Here is a 17,956-nt window from a genome sequence, read left to right on the forward strand (position 1 = left end):
TCATCTGGCCGAATCAATAAAACACCTGCGCGGGGAACGGCCACCTGTCTTTGTGGGCGGGGCGCGACCCGCCGGCCGGCCGCGAACTCATGCCGACAGCCGCTGGATCAGCCATACCCCCGCGCCCGCGACAGCCAGGCAAATCAGGCAGGCGAGGACGATTTTGGCGGATTTCGGCATCGGTTCGGCTGCTTATTCCTGTTTGCCATCAGCCACGCCGGCCGGGTAACCCACCGATTGCGCGAGAACGACGCGTTGATGGCGCCCCAGACCCAGGGCGGCGCCCAGTGCCTCGCGGTTGATCAGGCCGCGCACCACCACCGCCAGGCCGGCCGACGCGCAATACAGATACACGTTCTGGGCGACGAAGCCGGCGTCGGCAGCACTGTAGAACATCTTGTCCTCGAGGCCGGCCCCGCTCATCCGGTCGAAGTCCGCCACGTACACCAGGTTCACCGGCGCGGTCGCCACGAAATCCTGTGCGCCGGTCAGATGGCGGATATCGCCGGCCGCCACTTTGATCAGCGCATGCGCCGGCGGATCGTAGCGATACACGCCGTCCGCGGTCGTCACGTACACGTCGATCTCGCGCCAGTCGCGCGCGGAGGGCGCGGTGCGCTGCCCCGAATCCGGCCGGTTCACCCCGTTTGCCGCCCACAGCAGGTTCGACAGCATCTGCGGCGGCAGCGGCCGGCCGTCAAACGCCCGTGCCGAATGCCGCGCCTGCAATGCCTGCATCAACAGCATGCCGCCTGCCGTCTCGGGCGGCGGCAGCCTGGTCGTGCCGGTTTCCTGCGCCATTCCACTTCCCGTCATGCTCATCATCAATACCCCCGCGACTCGCCACCATCCCATGTCGGATTCTCCCTTGCAGAGAACGAACGATTCCTATCAATCTAGACCCACCGCCCGCCGTAGCAAATCCTCGTCCGCACCGCCGCGAGTCCATTACCCTAAAACCTGGTGACAGCCTGCTCGTTCCGGCGGGCACCACTCATTCCCATTGGAATCCAGGCAAGACTGAAGGTGCTCGATTCCTGGAGTTCATCGTGGCTGAAAAAGGTAGTTGTCACCGACCCGGATGGATTTGTCTGGGAGATTGCGCATAATCAAGGTTTTCCGCATGTCTGAACGACCTGGCGTCTCAACCGCAAAAGGAGCCCCGTCCATGATCAACCTGCCCGACTCGTTGCATGCCTGGGGAACGCCCGGGTTCGAGGCTGTTCTCAAGCGGGAAATCGAACAGCTGGATGCCGTTCAGCTGCCGCTGCAACAGGGCCTGGCCATCAGCAGCCATGTCACGGACCGGCCTTTCCAGGCGATGCTGATCAGCGTGCGCGAAGAATCCGGCCTGATCCGCGTCAAGGCGGGGATTTTTTATACAGGGGTGATTGCCGGCTGCAGTTGCGCGGACGACCCCACGCCCATCGACGAACAGACAGAATACTGCGTAGTGCAGTTCGATATCGATCCGGCGACGGCCGCCGCCACGGTGACGCTGCTGGAGGAATAGGCAGGCCGCTAGGACACGGCAGGCCTGATTTCCAGTTCTTCCGAATACGGCCGGCTCGGGTACTGGAAGGCAACCGGTCCGTCGGGTTTCGCATGCACGAATTGATACACGAAGGGATCGGTTGAGCCGGCCATCTCGACGGCATTGCCCTCGGCCACCACCACGCCGTCGTGGATGAAATAGACGTAGTCGGCGACCTTCAGCGATTCCGACACGTCGTAGGTCACCACGACCGAAGTCAGCCCGAGCGCATCGTTGAGACGCCGGATCAGGTTGGCGATGGTATTGAGCGAGATCGGGTCGAGGCCGGCGAAAGGCTCGTCGTACATGATCAGCATGGGGTCGAGCGCGATCGCCCGCGCCAGCGCCACGCGGCGCTCCATCCCGCCCGACAACTCGCCGGTGCGCAGGGCGTGGGCGCCGCGCAGGCCGACGGCATGCAGCTTCATCAGTACCAGATCGTGGATCACCTCTTCCGGCAGGTCGGTGTGTTCACGCATCGGATAGGCGATGTTGTCGAACACCGACAGATCGCTGAACAGTCCGCTGACCTGGAACATCATCCCCATCTTGCGCCGCATCGCATAGAGGCCGGCGTTGTTCAGTTCGTGTACCACCTGGCCGTCGAATGCCACGCTGCCGCGCGACGGTTTCAGTTGGCCGCCGAAGTGGCGCAGCAGCGTGGTCTTGCCGCAGCCGCTGACGCCGAGGATGGCGACGATCTTGCCACGCGGGATGGCGAGATTGATCCCGCTCAACACCTGGCGGTCGCCATAGGCGAAATGCAGGTCGTGGATCTCGACCAGGGTGTCGGTGTTGTTCACTTTCAAGGACGGCATGATCAGGTTTCGCTCAACAGTGCTTCCGGCGCTTCCAGTGCGGCCTTCACCGCCACCAGGAACTGCACCGCGTCGCGGCCGTCGATCAGCCGGTGGTCGTAGGTCAGCGCCAGATACATCATCGGGCGGATCACCACCTGGCCGCTCTCGGCGACCGGACGTTCCTGGATGGTGTGCATGCCGAGGATGGCCGACTGCGGCGGATTGAGGATGGGAGTCGACAGGAGCGAACCGAATACGCCGCCGTTGGTGATGGAAAAGCTGCCGCCCGACAGGTCTTCGAGGGTGAGCCGGCTGTCCCGCGCACGCTGGGCGAAGTCGGCGATGGCGCGTTCGATTTCGGCAGAACCGAGCGTCTGCGCGCGGCGCAGGATCGGTACCACCAGCCCGCGCGGGCTGGAGATGGCGATGCCGATGTCGACGTCGCCATGCCACACGATGTCGTCGCCGTCGATGCTGGCGTTGACGACGGGGAACTGCTGCATCGCCTGGCACACCGCACGCACGAAGAACGACATGTAGCCGAGCTTGACGCCGTGTTTCACCTCGAACTCGGCCTTGAAGCGCTGGCGCAATTCGTTCACCGGCTGCATGTTCGCCTCGTTGAAGGTGGTGAGCATGGCGGCGGTGTGCTGCGCCGCGACCAGACGCTCGGCGACGCGCAGGCGCAGGCGCGACAGCGGTTCGCGGCGGCTTTCGCCTGGCGGGACGGTGGCCGCCGCTGTCGCGGCGGCAGGTAGCGGCACGCTGGCTTTTACCGGCGCCGCCATGCTCGCGGCTGGCGCGACGGCTGCAGCCGGCGGCGGCGCGGCCGGTGCAGGCTTCGGCTTCGCTGCGGGCGCGGGGACAACCATGCCCTCGCCGGTCTCGATCACCGCCACCACCTCGTCGGCCTTCACCACCGCACCCTCCTCCCTGCGCAGTTCGAGCAGCGTGCCGGACGCCGGCGCGGGGATTTCCAGGATCACCTTGTCGGTTTCCAGGTCGACCAGGGTTTCGTCGCGCGCCACCGTCTCGCCCACCTGTTTGCGCCACGGCAGCAGGGTGCCGCTGGCGACCGAATCGGACAGGGTCGGCACACGCACGTCAATTTTCATACGAAGTCTCCAGCGCATCGTTCAGCAGCGCATCCAGTTCCGCCCGGTGGCGCGAGACATAGCCCGACGCCGGCGCCGCGGCAGCCGGGCGGCCGGCGTAATTGAAGCGCCGGCCGCCCGGCGCGCAGTGGTTGAGGTGGTGCAGTGTCTGGAACCACGCGCCCTGGTTCATCGGCTCTTCCTGCGCCCAGACGAAGGTGTCGGCCTGCGGATAGGCGTTCAGCACGGCGCGGAATTCGGCTTCGGGGAAGGGGTAGAGCTGTTCGATGCGCACCAGCGCGATATCGTCCAGCCCGCGCGCGACACGCGCCGCTTCGAGGTCGAACCATACCCGTCCGCTGCACGCCACCACGCGTTTGCAACCGCGCGGCGCGCGCGGATCGTCGATCACGGGCAGGAACGCTCCGCCGCTCAGGTCCGCCAGCGACGAGGTGGAGGCCGGATGGCGCAACAGGCTCTTCGGGCTCATGATCACCAGCGGTTTTCTCAGCGGGCGCACGATCTGCCGCCGCAGCAGGTGGAACATCTGCGCCGGCAGCGTCGGTACGCACACCTGGATGTTGTCCTGCGCGCACAGTTGCAGATAGCGTTCGAGGCGGGCCGACGAATGCTCCGGCCCCTGCCCCTCGAAGCCGTGCGGCAACAGCAGCGTGAGGCCGCACAGGCGCCCCCACTTGGCCTCGCCGCTGGTGATGAACTGGTCGATCACTACCTGCGCGCCGTTGGCGAAGTCGCCGAACTGCGCCTCCCACACCACCAGCGTGTCGGGGTCGGCAGTGGCGTAGCCGTATTCGTAGGCCAGCACCGCCTCTTCCGACAGCAGCGAATCAATGATGGTGAAGTTGCCCTGCCGGTTGTGGATGTGTTCGAGCGGAACGTAGACGCCGCTCTGGCGGCGCTCGCGCTTCTGGTCATGCCATACCGCATGGCGATGGAAAAACGTGCCGCGCGCCGAATCCTGGCCTGACACCCGCACATTGTGGCCGGCGTCGAGCAGGCTGGCATACGCCAGATGCTCGGCGTAACCCCAGTCCACCGGCAGGTCGCCCGCGCGCATCCTGCGGCGGTCGTCCAGCACCTTCTGCACCCGGGAGTGCAGTTCGATCTCATGCTGCAGCGTGGTGATGCGTTCGCCCAGGAAGTCCAGCCGCGCTGGCGCCACCGCGGTGGCGACCTCGCCGGCCGGCGCGCCCTTGAAGCGCCCCCAGTCCATGCTGTAGGTTTCCTTGAAATCGGACAGCGCCGGCGCGCTCAGCGACTCGCCGTGTTCCAGCCGCGCACGGCAGGCATCGACCAGGTCGTCGGCCTGCGCCTGATCGAGCAGCCCCTCGTCCACCAGCCGCTGCGCATACAGGGTGCGCGTGCTGGGATGCGCCTGGATGCGGCGATACATCAGCGGCTGGGTGGCGAGCGGCTCGTCCTGCTCGTTGTGGCCGTGGCGGCGGTAGCACACCAGATCGATGAAGACGTTCTTGTGGAAGGTGTAGCGGTAATCGACCGCGGTCTGCACCGCGAACGCCACCGCCTCGGGATCGTCGCCGTTGACGTGCAGCACCGGCGCCTCGACCATTTTCGCCACGTCGGTGCAATACAGCGTCGAGCGCACGTCGCGCGGATCGGAGGTAGTGAAGCCGATCTGGTTGTTGATCACCACGTGGATTGCGCCGCCGTTCCTGAAACCGCGCGTCTGCGACATATTGAGGCTTTCCATCACCACGCCCTGCCCCGACAGTGCGGCGTCGCCATGCAGGATCACCGGCACCACCTCGTAGCCGAGCACGTCGCCGCGCCGGTCCTGGCGCGCGCGTACCGAGCCGCGCACCACCGGATGCACGATCTCGAGATGCGAGGGATTGAACGCCAGGGCCAGGTGCACCGGTCCATACGGCGTGGCAATGTCGGCGGAAAAGCCCTGGTGATATTTGACGTCGCCCGACAGCGGCGAATCCGCGTCGCCGTTCGCTGGTTCTTCGTACAGGCTTTCGAGCGGACGCCCCATGATGTTGGCCAGCACGTTGATGCGCCCGCGATGCGCCATGCCCATGACGATTTCCTTGGCACCGTGGCGCGCGCAGCGCGCGATCACCTGGTCGAGCAGCGGGATCAGGCTCTCGCCGCCTTCCAGCGAGAAGCGCTTCTGCCCGACATGGCGGGTGTGCAGGAATTTTTCCAGCGTCTCGGCATCGGTCAGCCGCTTCAGCAACTGCATCTTGAGTTGGGTGGACACGCCAAAACGCCCCTGCGCACTTTCGATGCGTTCCTGCAGCCAGCGTTTGCGTGCCACGTCGGCGAGGTACATGTACTCGACGCCGACATGGCCGCAATAGGCGCTGTTCACGCGCTGCAGAATATCGGCCAGAGTGGTACGCCCCACGCCGAACAGCGATCCGGTCTCGAATTCTCGGGTCAGATCCGCCTCGCTCAGTCCGTAGTGTGCCGGATCGAGTTCGGGATCCGGCGGCGGCTCGAAACGCCGCAGGGGATCCAGCTCGGCCTGCCGCGCGCCCAGATAGCGGTAGGCATTGATCAGCCGCAGCACCGCGACCTGGGCGGCATCCGATGCGGCTGCCGCCCCCGGCAACGGCTGGTTCAGCCAGGGCGCCAGCGCATCGTCGCCGAACTGCTCCAGATACGCCGCATTGCCGGCATAAAGCGGTGACGTCAGGCGCCAGTCGGGTGCGTTCATGTCGAAGCGGCCGGCCAACGTGCTGCCGGCTCAAGCACCGCGCTGCTCCAGCGGCACGTATTCGCGACGTGTCGCACCGGTATAGAGCTGGCGCGGGCGGCCGATCTTGTGGGCCGGATCGGACAGCATTTCGTTCCACTGCGCCACCCAGCCTGATGTCCGCGCGAGGGCGAACATCACGGTGAACATGCTGGGTGGAATACCCATGGCACGGAAGATGATGCCGGAATAAAAATCGACGTTGGGATAAAGCTTGCGCGAAATGAAATAGTCATCTTCCAGCGCGATGCGCTCGAGTTCCATCGCTATCTTGAACTGCGGATCGTCGCGCAGGTCGAGTTCGTCCAGGACTTCGTAGCAGGTCTGGCGGATGATACGGGCGCGCGGGTCCATGTTCTTGTAGACGCGGTGTCCGAAACCCATCAGCCGGAAAGTGTCGGTCTTGTCCTTGGCGCGCTTGATGTATTCGGGAATGCGCGAGACGTCGCCCATTTCGTCGAGCATTTTCAGCACCGCCTCATTGGCGCCGCCGTGCAGCGGCCCCCATAGCGAAGCCATGCCGGCCGCGACGCAGGCATAGGGATTGGCGCCGCTGGAGCCGGCCAGCCGCACGGTCGAGGTCGAGGCATTCTGCTCATGGTCGGCGTGCAGGATGAAAATACGGTCGAGCGCGCGCGCCAGCACCGGTTTGGGCTGGTAGGGCTCGCACGGGGTGGAAAACATCATGTGCATGAAGTTCTCGGCATACGACAGGCGGTTCTGCGGATAGACGAAGGGCTGGCCTTCGTTGAACTTGTAGGCCCAGGCCGCCACCGTGGGGATCTTGGCGATCAGGCGATGCGCGACGATTTCGCGGTGGTGCGGATCGAACAGATCGGTCCCTTCATGGTAGAAAGCCGACATCGCGCCGGTAACGCCGATCATCACCGCCATCGGATGCGCACTGCGGCGGAATCCGCGGAACACGTTCTCCATCTGGTCGTGCAACAGGCTGTGATGACGGATCGAGTTTTCGAACGCCATTTTCTGCCCGGCCGTAGGTAATTCACCGTGGTTCAGCAGATAGCAGACCTCCATGTAATCCGACTGGTAGGCCAGTTCTTCGATCGGGTAGCCGCGGTAGTACAGCAGCCCTTCGTCGCCGTCGATGTAGGTAATGGCGGAATTGCAGCTGGAGGTGGCGGTGAACCCCGGGTCGTGGGTAAAGTAGCCGTGCGGACCGAGCTCGCGGATGTCGATCACCGGCTTGCCATAGGTACCCTGCTCGATGGGCAGTTCGATGGACGGACTGCCGTCGCTGAAAGTGAGGGTGACGGTTTTTTTCATTGCAATTCCAAAAATAGTGCAGCCCGATAATGCTGTAGGCGTTCAACAAGCGCTTCGAGAGCGGCATCGCCCGCAGGCGACCTGCCTTGCAGCCGGTCGACGATTTCCATGTCGGACAAGGCCAGCAACCGCTCCAGCGCGGCTGTCTCGCAAGACTGCAGTGTAGCGCGGTGCGCCTGCAGAAAGCCACCCAGCCAGAGATCGAGTTCGAGCAATCCGCGGCGGCAGCGCCAGGCCATTCTATCGATTTGAGCTTCACGTTCACCCCCTCTCCCGCAAGCGGGATAAGCGGCGACTTGTCCGCTCGCGGGCTTAGTCGATCGCTTAGAGGCTTCATCAGAGGGTTGGGGTGAGGGGGCGAAGCCGTCAGACACGCCGTTTCACCAGCAAGGATTTGATGCGCCCGATTGCCGCCGTCGGGTTCAGCCCCTTGGGGCAGGCATCGACGCAATTCATGATGCCGCGGCAGCGATACAGCCGGTACGGGTCTTCCAGGTTGTCGAGCCGCGCGGGCGTTGCTTCGTCGCGGCTGTCGGCAATAAAACGGTAGGCCTGCAGCAAGCCCGCCGGGCCGACGAATTTTTCCGGGTTCCACCAGAACGAAGGACACGCCGTGGTACAGCAGGCGCACAGGATGCATTCGTAGGCGCCGTCGAGCAGCGCGCGATCCTCCGGACTCTGCAGACGTTCCACCTCGGGTTCGGGGTCGTCGTTGATGAGCCAGGGCTTGATCGAGCGGTACTGCCTGTAGAACGGCTCCATGTCGACGATCAGGTCGCGGATCACCGGCAGACCCGGCAGCGGCCGCACTTCGATCGGCTGCGTCAACTCGGACAGCGGCGTGATGCACGCCAGCCGGTTGCGGCCGTTGACGTTCACCGCATCCGATCCGCACACACCTTCGCGGCAGGAGCGGCGCAGGCTCAGGGTTTCGTCCTGCGCCTTGATCGCGATGAGCGCGTCGAGCAGCATCTTGCCGGCCGGGTCGATGTCGAGGTCGACGTCCTGCATGAAGGGTCTTTCGCCGGATTCGGGGGAGTAGCGGTAGAGGCGGAATTTCATGCGGGCCTCTTGTGTAAGTTGAGTTTCCGGGGACGAGCAGTGGCTTCGCTTTTCGCCTGCGGGCGAGTTACTTTCTTTTGCTTCGCCAAAAGAAAGTAACCAAAGAAAAGGCGACCCCACATCGCTGCCCTGCGGGTTCCCGATTTGGCGCGCGCGGGCGGGCGCTCCACCAACTCGCCCTGGCAAGGCACACAAAACGTGCCTTGCTGCGGAGCTCGGACACGGTTCCGCTTTTTTCCCACCCGCACACACCAAATCGGCAGCGCTGAAGGGGGACAACCCAGGGTGCCGCCATCGCCTGTTATCCGTCCTGCGTCAAGCACAGGCGTTCGCAAGGGTGCCCCTTGTGTGTCGCCGAGAAGCGCAGCCGGACGGGGGGAAAAGGTGCGGGGTGTCTGAGCCCGCCAGGGCGAGTTCCCGCGCCGCCCCGGCCGGCGAGCATCGCAGGGGAGCCGAAGGCCGACACACCAGGGGTGGCCTTTTCTTTGGTTACTTTCTTTTGGCCACGCAAAAGAAAGTGACTCGCCCGCAGGCGAAAAGCGAAGCCGTCGCAAAACGAAATAACCCATGTCCCCCATCAATACACCCGTTCCTTCGGCCGAATCGACTCTACCGTCAGCGGCTTCAACCGCACCGGCTTGGCATCCACCTGGTCTCCTTCACGCGAATACAGCGTGTGCTTCAACCAGTGCTCGTCGTCGCGCTGCGGAAAATCCTCCCGGGTATGCGCGCCGCGGCTTTCGGTTCGGGAAATCGCCGACACCAGCGTCGCGCGCGCCACGCCGATCAGGTTTTCCAGCTCCAGCGCCTCGATGCGCGCGGTGTTGAACACGCGGCTGGTGTCCTGCAAGCCCGCATGCGCCAGGCGTGCTTCCAGCGTGTCCAGTTTTTCCAGGCCCTCGCGCAACACCGCCTCGGTGCGGAATACGCCGGCATGCAGCTGCATCGTGCGCCGCAAGTCGTCGCTGATCGCCGCCACGCGCTCGCTGCCGGGCTTTTCCCAGCGCTGCAGGCGGGCCAGGCCGGCATCGGCAGCGTCACCCGGCAAGGGGCGCGGATACGGGTTGTCACGCAGATACTCCAGCATATGCTTGCCTGCGGCGCGGCCGAACACGACAAGGTCGAGCAGCGAATTGCCACCCAGCCGGTTGGCGCCGTGCACCGACACGCAGGCGCATTCGCCGACGGCATACAGTCCCGGCACCGGTTCTTCCGGGCCGAAGCGGGCGGGCGCGACGACCTGGCCGTGCAGGTTGGTGGGGATGCCGCCCATCATGTAGTGCGCGGTGGGAGCGACCGGAATCGGCGCCTTGACCGGGTCGACGCCGGCGAAGCGGATCGACAGCTCGCGGATGCCGGGGAGCTTGTCGACGATGGCCCGCTCGCCCAGGTGGTCGAGCTTGAGATCGACGTAGTCCGCGCGCGGCCCGCAGCCGCGCCCCTCGGCAATTTCGACGGCAATCGCGCGCGCCACCACGTCGCGTCCGGCGAGATCTCTGGCATGCGGCGCATAACGTTCCATGAAACGTTCGCCGTGCCTGTTCAGGAGATAGCCGCCCTCGCCGCGCACGCCTTCGGTGATGAGGCAGCCGACGCCGGCGATGCCGGTGGGATGGAACTGCCAGAACTCCATGTCCTGCAGCGGCAGCCCGGCGCGCAGCGCCATGCCGAGACCGTCGCCGGTATTGATCATGGCATTGCTGCTGTTGCCGAACGCGCGGCCGGCCCCGCCGGTGGCAAGCAGGGTGGTGCGCGCCTCGATCAGCAGCGGTTCGCCGGTTTCGATCGAAAACGCGCTGACGCCCAGACAGTAGCCGTCGGCGTCGCGCAGCAGGTCGAGGGCAAAGTATTCGTCGAAGAACTGCGTGCGATGCTGGATGTTCTGCTGATACAGCGTGTGCAGCAGCGCATGGCCGGTGCGGTCGGCAGCGGCACAGGTACGGGTGGCCTGGTCGCCGCCGAAATGCTTCGACTGGCCGCCGAACGGCCGCTGGTAGATCTTGCCGTTGTCGAGGCGGGAGAATGGCAGCCCCATGTGCTCCAGTTCGTAGACGGCGCTGGCCGCCTCGCGGCACATGAACTCGATCGCGTCCTGGTCGCCGAGCCAGTCGCCGCCCTTGACCGTGTCGTACATGTGCCATTCCCAGCGGTCGTCGTCGACGTTGGCGAGCGCGGCGGTAATGCCGCCCTGCGCCGATACCGTGTGCGAACGCGTGGGAAAGACCTTCGACACCACCGCGACCGTGTAGTCGGAACGCGCCAGTTGCAGCGCCGCGCGCAGGCCGGCGCCGCCGCCGCCGATGATGAGTGCATCGAAACGACGCGTGTTCATGCTGCACGTCCCAGCGCCGCATCGAACAGGATCACGGCCAGCCACGCCACGCTGCCCGCCAGCATGGCGATCGCCGCCAGATACAGCGCCAGCCGCAGGCCGGCCGGGTGAACGTAGTCCATGCAGATGTCGCGTACCCCCACCCAGGCGTGCAGTGCCAGCGCCGCGGCCGTGAGCAGCATCAGCACGCGCAGCCACGGCGGCGCGAACAAAGCCTGCCAGCCGGCGGAATCGAGCGGCAAGGCGGCCAGGAAATAAGTCGCCAGCAGCGGCAAAGCCAGCGCCAGCACCACGGCAGTGGCACGCTGCACGAGCCAGGTGCCGGTGCCGGTATGCGAGCCAGTGGTGGATTTCATGCGAACAGTCTCCAGGCGGCAAGCAGCGTGAGCAGCCCGCTCGCCAGCAAAACCGCGATGCTGCTTTGCCGCGCCCGGCGCAGGCCAAGGCCCCAGTGCGCATCCAGCGCCAGGTGCCGCAAGCCGGCGAAAAAATGATGCACAAACGCCCATACCAGAAACAGCAGCACCAGCCTGGCCAGCGGATGCATCAGCCAATCGGCCATGCGCTGGAAGCCGGCTTCGCCCGACAGTGAGACCGACAGCGCCCACACCCCGAACGGAAAAGCCACGAACAGCAGTGCGCCCGAAACGCGATGCAGGATCGACACCCAGCCGGCGAGCGGCAAATGGATGCGGAACAGATTCAGGTAGACGGGACGCGCGGCCGGCTTCACGACAGGGCACCGGGTTTCAGTCCGGACAATGATTGCCGGGATCGCCAGCTAAACAACGTCAACACGCGGAACGCATTCAGGCAAGTGAGTCTGGCGTGCATCTCTTATGGACGGGCCGCCTGGGAGCACCCTGGCTGCGGCTGGTTTCAAAGCGTTTCATTCACCTTCTCCCCGTTGAATACGCAGCCGAGAAACCCGGCGATCTTGCTGGCATCACGGATCGCGTTGGCAAGGCACATCGTCGCGCCGGGCGACGGGGTGATATTGAACAGCAAACCTTCGTCGCTGTCGATCGCTGCCTCGCCCAGCACCAGGCGATGCTGGGCGCGGTCGATCAGCTGCGGCCGCAGGCCGCCGACGCCGCGCGCATAACGCAAATCCGCCATGCGCAATGCCGGCAGTATTTTTCGCGCTGCCTGTGCAAATAGCGCAGCCCGCAGCAGCGGGATTTCGTACAGCAGATTACGTGCCATGTAGCGGCGTATTTCCGCCACACCGAGGATACCAGTAAACGTGCCGAGCGTGCCGGCATCGAGCCGCATCGTACGCAAGAACCCGGGCACGCTCGACCAGCGCCTGCGTTCGAGGAAAGGCACAAGCAGCGCGGTGGGACCCAGCCGCATCCACTGCCGATGCTCGATGTCCGGATCAGCGTGGAGGGCGGCAAACGGCAGATGCTCGCTTTGCACCGTATAGACCTTGCCGCGCACCCGGCATCGCGCATGGAAAAAGCTGCCCGCCACCGGCAGGATCGAATACTGCCATCCATAGCCCATGTTCTGCGCGAAGCCCAGGCTGTGCGCGCCCGCGCATACCGCCACGAACCGCGCGTGCAGCGCGCCTCTCGAAGTCTGCAGCACATAGCCTTCCGCCGTGCGCACAATATCCCGCACACGGCAGGAGAGATGTACCTTCAGTCCGCCGTGCTGCGCCTGTGCGCGTTGCAGAAAGAAGCGCGTGAGGCGGCCGAAATCCACCGCGCACCAAGAATCCGGGGAAGCCAGCGCAGCCAGTTCCTCGCGCCGGCCGCCGGCCACGTCTGGCTCGACTTCGGCGATGCCTGCCTGGTCCAGTAGATGCAAATCGGGATACAGGGCCTGAAACCGGCCATGGCGTTCGCGCAGCGCTGCGCACTCCGCTTCGCCCACTCCCAGCACCATCTTCGGCATGCGGCGCAGTATCCCTTCCGCCGCCGCCGCTGCGGTCACGCAACGCACGAGCATGTCCGCCGCATGTTTCACCTCGGCGGCTTTTTTCAGGCTGTAGTTGGTTTCGATATCCCCGTAGTGCAGGGTCTGGCTGTTCTGGCTTGCGGCGGAATTGATCGCCGCGGGGTGGTGCGACTTTTCCACCAGGACAAGCGAGGATATCCCGGTGTAGCGCGTCAGCACGTAGGCCAGCGCGGCCCCGGAAACGCCACCGCCGATGATGGCAACCTGATATGCGGGATGGGCCATGATGGGAATGAGTCCAGACTCGTCCCATCATAGGCCAATCCGGTTCTAGCTGTCGTGCCAGGCCGCCGCCACGGCGGGCGGAATGCGCTCGATCAGGCGTGTATCGAAAGGCTTGGGCAGAATGTAGTCTGGCCCGAACTCCAGATGCTCGAGCCCGTAGGCGGCGAGCACGTCGCGCGGGACCGGTTCGCGCGCAAGCATGGCCAGCGCATGCACCGCGGCAATCAGCATGTCGCGGGTGACGTGGCGGGCACGCGCATCGAGGACGCCACGGAAAATAAACGGAAATCCCAGCACGTTGTTGACCTGGTTTGGAAAGTCCGAACGCCCGGTCGCCATGATGAGATCCTGGCGCACGGATTTCGCCGTGTCGGGATGAATTTCGGGATCGGGGTTGGACAGGGCGAAGATCACCGGCCTGTCCGCCATGCTGCCCACCATGTCCCGGGTCACCAGGTCCGGCCCCGAAACACCGACGAGAACATCCGCCCCGCGCATGGCGTCGCTCAGCGTCCGGCGGTCCGTGGTATGGGCGAAAAGCTGCTTGTAGACGTTGAGATCGCTGCGTCCTGCGTGGATAACGCCCTGGCGGTCCACCATCAGGATATTTTCCGGCTTGGCGCCCATCGCCACCAGGAGCCGCATGGAAGCGATGCCGGCCGCGCCCGCGCCGAGGCAGACGATGCGCGCCAGTTCCAGTTTCTTGCCCTGCAGGTGCAGCGAATTGATGAGGCCGGCGCAGATGATGGTGGCGGTGCCGTGCTGGTCGTCGTGAAACACCGGGATGTCGAGCCGCTCGGTCAGGGCCTGCTCGATTTCGAAGCAGTGCGGTGCAGCGATGTCTTCGAGGTTGATTCCGCCGAAGGTCGGCGCGATGGCTTCCACCACCTTGATGAAATCCTGCGGGGTCTCGGCGTTGACTTCGATGTCGTAGACGTCGATGCCGGCGAACTGCTTGAACAGCACACCCTTGCCTTCCATCACCGGTTTGGCGGCGAGCGGGCCGAGGTTGCCCAGTCCGAGGATCGCGGTGCCGTCGGTGATCACCGCGACCAGATTGCCCTTGTTGGTGTAGTCGTAGGCTTTCACGGGATCTTTCGCGATTTCCAGCACCGGCTGCGCCACACCGGGCGTGTAGGCGAGCGACAGGTCCCCCTGGGTGGAACACGGTTTGGAGGATTCGACCGAGAGCTTGCCGGGCTTGGGCAGGCGATGGTAGTCGAGGGCTTTTTTCTTGAGGTCGGCTTGACTCATGACGGCAAAAAACTGGCTGAATAAACAAGCCGTCATTATCGCGGATTTATTCGCGTTGCGCCGCGCATCGAGGCGCGCGGCCGGGCTGCCTCAATCTTTCCAGATCTTGAGCTGGGCACGCAGGCGCGCCACCGCCTGCGAATGCAGTTGGCACACGCGCGATTCGGAGACGCCGAGCACGGCGCCGATTTCCTTCAGGTTCATGTCCTGTTCGTAATACATGCCCATCATGCTGCGCTCGCGCTCGGGCAGATGATGAATCGCGGCAATCAGGCTGTCGCGGAAACCTTCGTCCTCCAGCACCGCGAGCGGATCGCTGCTGCCGTCGACCAGGTAGCGTTCCAGGAAACTGGCACTGTCCTCATCGGAAAAATCCTCGTAATACAGCAGCTGCGAACACTTCACGTCGCCCAGCATGGACTGGTACTGATCGATCGGCATGCCCAGCTCGGCGGAAATCTCCTGCTCCGATGGCGCCTTGCCGTTGCGCTGCTCCAGCCGGTGGATGGCGGCTTCGATCTGCCGCGATTTCTGCCGCACGTGGCGCGGCAGCCAGTCGGCCTCGCGCAGCTCGTCGAGCATGGCGCCACGGATGCGCTGGGTGGCATAGGACTCGAATTGCGCCCCCTGGGTGCCGTCGAAGCGCGACACCGCGTCCATCAAGCCGATCAGCCCGACCTGGATGAGGTCGTCGACTTCCACGCTGGCGGGCAGGCGCGCCATCATGTGATATGCAATGCGCTTGACCAGCGGCGCATGTTTCGTGACTTGTTCGTCTTTTGACGAGGCTTTTTCAGCCATGCTTCAGGACCCTATTTTAGATTTTTCCTGTTTTATCAACGAGCCGTCGGACTCGCCTCCTCGTTTGCCATTCTAACGGCAAGCGCGGCAAATAGGCCATCTTCGTGGGCCGCACTGTAAATGGCGTGCGCGAAGCGCCGGTCGAGAAAATGGCCGCAAGCAGCGCACACGCGATCGCAGGCAGCGGCGGCGCCCAGCAAGCCGATGCTGCGCACCCCGTCGGCCCGGGACAGGGTCTTGAGCAAGGCGTAAGCGCGCAGCATCGATTCGTGCGCAGCGTTCACCTCGACGACCACGGCGTGAACTGCGCCGGGCATCAGCGCCAGATCGTCACGGTTCGGCCCGGCGTCGAACACCACGGCATCGTAGCCCCGGGCGATGCCCGCCAAGGCAGGGGCGTCCGCCCTCGCGCCGGGCGCATGCCAGCCGTCGCCATGCGGCAGCGGCAGCGTGTGCAACTGTCCGCGTTCAAGCTGCTGGCGCCAGCCGAACAAGCTGCGGGCGGGCGCGTCGGCCAGCAGCCGTCCCCGTGCATCGACCAGCAGCGCAGTCCAGCCGCGCTGGTGCAACGCCAGCGCCAGCCGGGAGGTGGATTGGGCGGAGTCGAAAAAACACTGGATGCAGCGTAGCGGCTGCCGGGCGCTGCGCCGCCGCAGCCCGGCGGCCTGGTCAGCCGGCACTTGTGCCCTTCAGGGCAAGGCGCTCCTCGCGTTCGGCCTCGACGCCGGCAAACAGCGGCCAGTCTTCGGCCTGCAGCGCATAGGGCGTGGCAAGCTGGCCGCCCTTCAAAGCGCGGTCGACAAGGTAGGGGGCGCTGGGTGCGTGCAGGTCTTCCGGCACGCGCTGGCCGCCGCTGATATACGCCAGCGGCAGGCGATGGCGGATCAGGCTGTCGAGCGCCGCCCCGGGTTGCGGGGCTTCGTCGAGTTTGGTGAGGATGCAGGCGGCCGCGCCCTGGCCGAAATGCGTCATCGCCTGCTCGATTGCCGCGCCCTGCTGGCCGGCAGAGATCACGGCTAGGCGGCTCACGCCGAGAGCATCGAGCGTCCGCCCCTCGCGGCTGCGCGGATCGGACGGCGAAAAACCGGCCGTATCGATCAGCACCAGCTTTTTGGCGGCAAGTTCAGGCAGCAGCCGCGCCAGCCGGGCCTGGTCTTCCGCCACGTGCAGCGACACGCCCAGCAGGTCGGCATACACCGTCAATTGCGCCGCCGCGCCGATGCGGTAGGCGTCGGCCGCCACCAGCGCCACCTTCGCCGCACCGTGCGCATCCGCCGCCCGTGCGGCGAGCTTGGCCAGCGTGGTGGTTTTGCCGGAACCGGTGGAGCCCACCAGCGCGTAGCATCCCCCCCTGGCCAGCAGATCGGCTTCGCGCCCCTGTAGCGGCAGATTGCGGATCAACACCTGGCGCAGCCAGCGCAAGGCGGCATCGGTATCGAGCCCGCGCGGCAGACGCGCGGCCAGGGTGCGGGCAAGCGTGCTGCCGAAACCGGCGGCGAACAGGGTCTGCATCACCGCCACCCGCGCCGGATCGCGCCGCCGCGCCGATCCCCATGCAAAGCCCGCCAGCTGGTTCTGCAGCAGGCCGCGCAGGCGCGCCAGCTCATTCAGGATGCGCGAGCCGCCGGTCGCGTCCGGCGCCTCGCCGGCAGGCTGCGCCGCCAGATCGCCGTAGGCGCTGGCCAGCAGCTCGACGCCCTGCGGATGCGGCCGGGTGGCCAGCACCACGGCGTCGTCGCCCAGTTCGCGGCGAATGCGCGCCAGGCCCACGCGCGCATTCGCCGCCACGAATACCTGTGCGCTCATGCCGCCGCCTCGATGGTCAGTTCCGTGCTCACCTGCACCATTTTATCGGCAGGCACCTCGGCATAGGCGATCACCGACAGCTGCGGCAGGTTGCGCCGCAGCAATCGCGACAGGATGGCGCGCAGGCTGGGAGAAATCAGCAGCACCGGCGGGTAGCCCGCCTCCTCCTGCCCGGCCAGCGCACGTTCGGCCGCTTCGTTCAGCGCATCCAGCGTGGCGGGCGACAGCAGGGCTTCGCCTTCATCGCCCATCTCGTTCAGCAGGCGGGTTTCGGTGGATGCGGCCAGGCCGATGACGTGCAGCGCGTTGCCGCCTTCGAACAGGCGGTCGACGATGCTGCGTCCCAGCGCCGCGCGCACGGTTTCCACCAGTTCGTCGATCGCCTGGTTCTTCGGCGCGCGCGCCGCCAGCGTTTCGAACAGGGTGCGGGTGTCGCGGATCGAGACGTTTTCCGCGATCAGCTGCTGCAGCACCGCCTGCACGCTGGTCAGCGGCAGATGGCGCGGCGTCACGTCCTCGACCAGCCCGGGATGGCTGCGCGCCAGCGTGTCGAGCAGTTGCTGCACCTCGGTGCGCCCCAGCAGTTCCGGCGCGTGCTGGCGGAACACGGCTTCGACCTGGCGCGCGATGAGATCGGCCGGTTCCAGCACCACAAAACCGCGCAGTTCGGCTTCCTCCTCCCGCCCCGCCTCGATCCAGACCCCGGCCAGCCCGCTCAGCGGATCGGCCCCGGGCGTTCCGTCGATGCGCCCCAGCACGTCCCCCATGTCCACCGCCAGCACTTGGCCGGTTGGCAGCTCGCCGTGCGCCACGTCGACGCCCTTGAGGGTGATGCGATAGCTGTTGGGCTTGAGGTCGAGGTTGTCGCGCACGCGGATCAGCGGCACCACCAGTCCCATGTCGGTGGCGAAGCGGCGGCGCGCCTCGGTGATCCGGGTCAGGGCCGCACCGCCCTGGTTGCGGTCGACCAGCGGAATCAGCCGATAGCCGACTTCGAGCGCCAGCACGTCGACCGGCGGGATGTCGTCCCAGGTGACGTCGGCCGGCGCG

At 65.5% G+C, this 17,956-nt stretch carries 17 protein-coding genes; 1 reads left to right on the forward strand and 16 read right to left on the reverse strand.

The features are described 5' to 3' along the window. Nucleotides 1-192: 192 nt before the first annotated feature. Nucleotides 193-855 (reverse strand): SagB/ThcOx family dehydrogenase, encoded by a 663-nt coding sequence (locus Q0L94_RS17265; protein WP_296755796.1) that lies wholly within the window; start codon nucleotides 853-855, stop codon nucleotides 193-195. Nucleotides 856-1,168: 313 nt separating this feature from the next. Between Q0L94_RS17265 and Q0L94_RS17270 the strand changes: the two genes are divergently transcribed. Next, nucleotides 1,169-1,513 carry a hypothetical protein gene (locus tag Q0L94_RS17270; RefSeq protein ID WP_296755798.1) on the forward strand — a complete coding sequence of 115 codons (345 nt, stop codon included), beginning with the start codon at nucleotides 1,169-1,171 and terminating at the stop codon, nucleotides 1,511-1,513. Between the two features lie 8 nt (nucleotides 1,514-1,521). Here the strand turns inward: Q0L94_RS17270 and Q0L94_RS17275 are convergent, their stop codons facing one another. The 15 genes from Q0L94_RS17275 to Q0L94_RS17345 form a co-directional block, all read right to left on the reverse strand. Next, on the reverse strand, nucleotides 1,522-2,352 hold the full coding sequence (locus tag Q0L94_RS17275) for an ABC transporter ATP-binding protein (protein WP_296755801.1): 831 nt from the start codon (nucleotides 2,350-2,352) through the stop codon (nucleotides 1,522-1,524). A 2-nt stretch (nucleotides 2,353-2,354) separates the two neighbouring features. Beyond that, nucleotides 2,355-3,449, reverse strand: coding sequence for a dihydrolipoyllysine-residue succinyltransferase (gene sucB, locus Q0L94_RS17280; RefSeq protein ID WP_296755803.1), 1,095 nt, complete (start codon nucleotides 3,447-3,449; stop codon nucleotides 2,355-2,357). Next, nucleotides 3,439-6,135, reverse strand: a complete 2,697-nt coding sequence (locus tag Q0L94_RS17285) for a 2-oxoglutarate dehydrogenase E1 component (protein WP_296755806.1) — start codon at nucleotides 6,133-6,135, stop codon at nucleotides 3,439-3,441. The genes sucB and Q0L94_RS17285 overlap by 11 nt, the downstream gene beginning before the upstream one ends. A gap of 30 nt (nucleotides 6,136-6,165) precedes the next feature. Then, nucleotides 6,166-7,461: a citrate synthase gene (gene gltA / locus Q0L94_RS17290; RefSeq protein WP_296755808.1), complete on the reverse strand. Its 1,296-nt coding sequence runs from the start codon at nucleotides 7,459-7,461 to the stop codon at nucleotides 6,166-6,168. Beyond that, nucleotides 7,458-7,700: a succinate dehydrogenase assembly factor 2 gene (locus tag Q0L94_RS17295; RefSeq protein ID WP_296755811.1), complete on the reverse strand. Its 243-nt coding sequence runs from the start codon at nucleotides 7,698-7,700 to the stop codon at nucleotides 7,458-7,460. Before Q0L94_RS17295 ends, gltA begins: the two co-directional genes overlap by 4 nt. A 127-nt stretch (nucleotides 7,701-7,827) precedes the next feature. Beyond that, nucleotides 7,828-8,523, reverse strand: a complete 696-nt coding sequence (locus Q0L94_RS17300) for a succinate dehydrogenase iron-sulfur subunit (protein WP_296755813.1) — start codon at nucleotides 8,521-8,523, stop codon at nucleotides 7,828-7,830. Nucleotides 8,524-9,100: 577 nt separating this feature from the next. After that, complete coding sequence (gene sdhA / locus Q0L94_RS17305) at nucleotides 9,101-10,855, reverse strand: succinate dehydrogenase flavoprotein subunit (RefSeq protein WP_296755816.1); 1,755 nt, start codon at nucleotides 10,853-10,855, stop codon at nucleotides 9,101-9,103. Beyond that, nucleotides 10,852-11,211, reverse strand: coding sequence for a succinate dehydrogenase, hydrophobic membrane anchor protein (sdhD, locus tag Q0L94_RS17310; protein ID WP_296755819.1), 360 nt, complete (start codon nucleotides 11,209-11,211; stop codon nucleotides 10,852-10,854). Before sdhD ends, sdhA begins: the two co-directional genes overlap by 4 nt. Beyond that, nucleotides 11,208-11,588 (reverse strand): succinate dehydrogenase, cytochrome b556 subunit, encoded by a 381-nt coding sequence (sdhC, locus tag Q0L94_RS17315; protein ID WP_296755821.1) that lies wholly within the window; start codon nucleotides 11,586-11,588, stop codon nucleotides 11,208-11,210. The genes sdhD and sdhC overlap by 4 nt, the downstream gene beginning before the upstream one ends. 146 nt (nucleotides 11,589-11,734) lie before the next feature. Next, on the reverse strand, nucleotides 11,735-13,045 hold the full coding sequence (locus Q0L94_RS17320) for an FAD-dependent oxidoreductase (protein WP_296755824.1): 1,311 nt from the start codon (nucleotides 13,043-13,045) through the stop codon (nucleotides 11,735-11,737). A gap of 45 nt (nucleotides 13,046-13,090) precedes the next feature. Then, nucleotides 13,091-14,299: a malic enzyme-like NAD(P)-binding protein gene (locus tag Q0L94_RS17325; RefSeq protein ID WP_296755827.1), complete on the reverse strand. Its 1,209-nt coding sequence runs from the start codon at nucleotides 14,297-14,299 to the stop codon at nucleotides 13,091-13,093. A gap of 90 nt (nucleotides 14,300-14,389) precedes the next feature. Then, nucleotides 14,390-15,100 carry an RNA polymerase sigma factor FliA gene (locus Q0L94_RS17330; RefSeq protein ID WP_296641074.1) on the reverse strand — a complete coding sequence of 237 codons (711 nt, stop codon included), beginning with the start codon at nucleotides 15,098-15,100 and terminating at the stop codon, nucleotides 14,390-14,392. Between the two features lie 35 nt (nucleotides 15,101-15,135). Next, nucleotides 15,136-15,780, reverse strand: a complete 645-nt coding sequence (locus Q0L94_RS17335) for a hypothetical protein (protein WP_296755829.1) — start codon at nucleotides 15,778-15,780, stop codon at nucleotides 15,136-15,138. Next, nucleotides 15,770-16,906 (reverse strand): flagellar biosynthesis protein FlhF, encoded by a 1,137-nt coding sequence (gene flhF / locus Q0L94_RS17340; RefSeq protein ID WP_296755832.1) that lies wholly within the window; start codon nucleotides 16,904-16,906, stop codon nucleotides 15,770-15,772. Before flhF ends, Q0L94_RS17335 begins: the two co-directional genes overlap by 11 nt. After that, nucleotides 16,903-17,956 (reverse strand): FHIPEP family type III secretion protein (locus Q0L94_RS17345; RefSeq protein WP_296755834.1); only part of this gene is annotated, 1,054 nt, incomplete at its 5' end. The genes flhF and Q0L94_RS17345, both read right to left, overlap by 4 nt.

Source organism: Thiobacillus sp. (genome assembly GCF_024708915.1).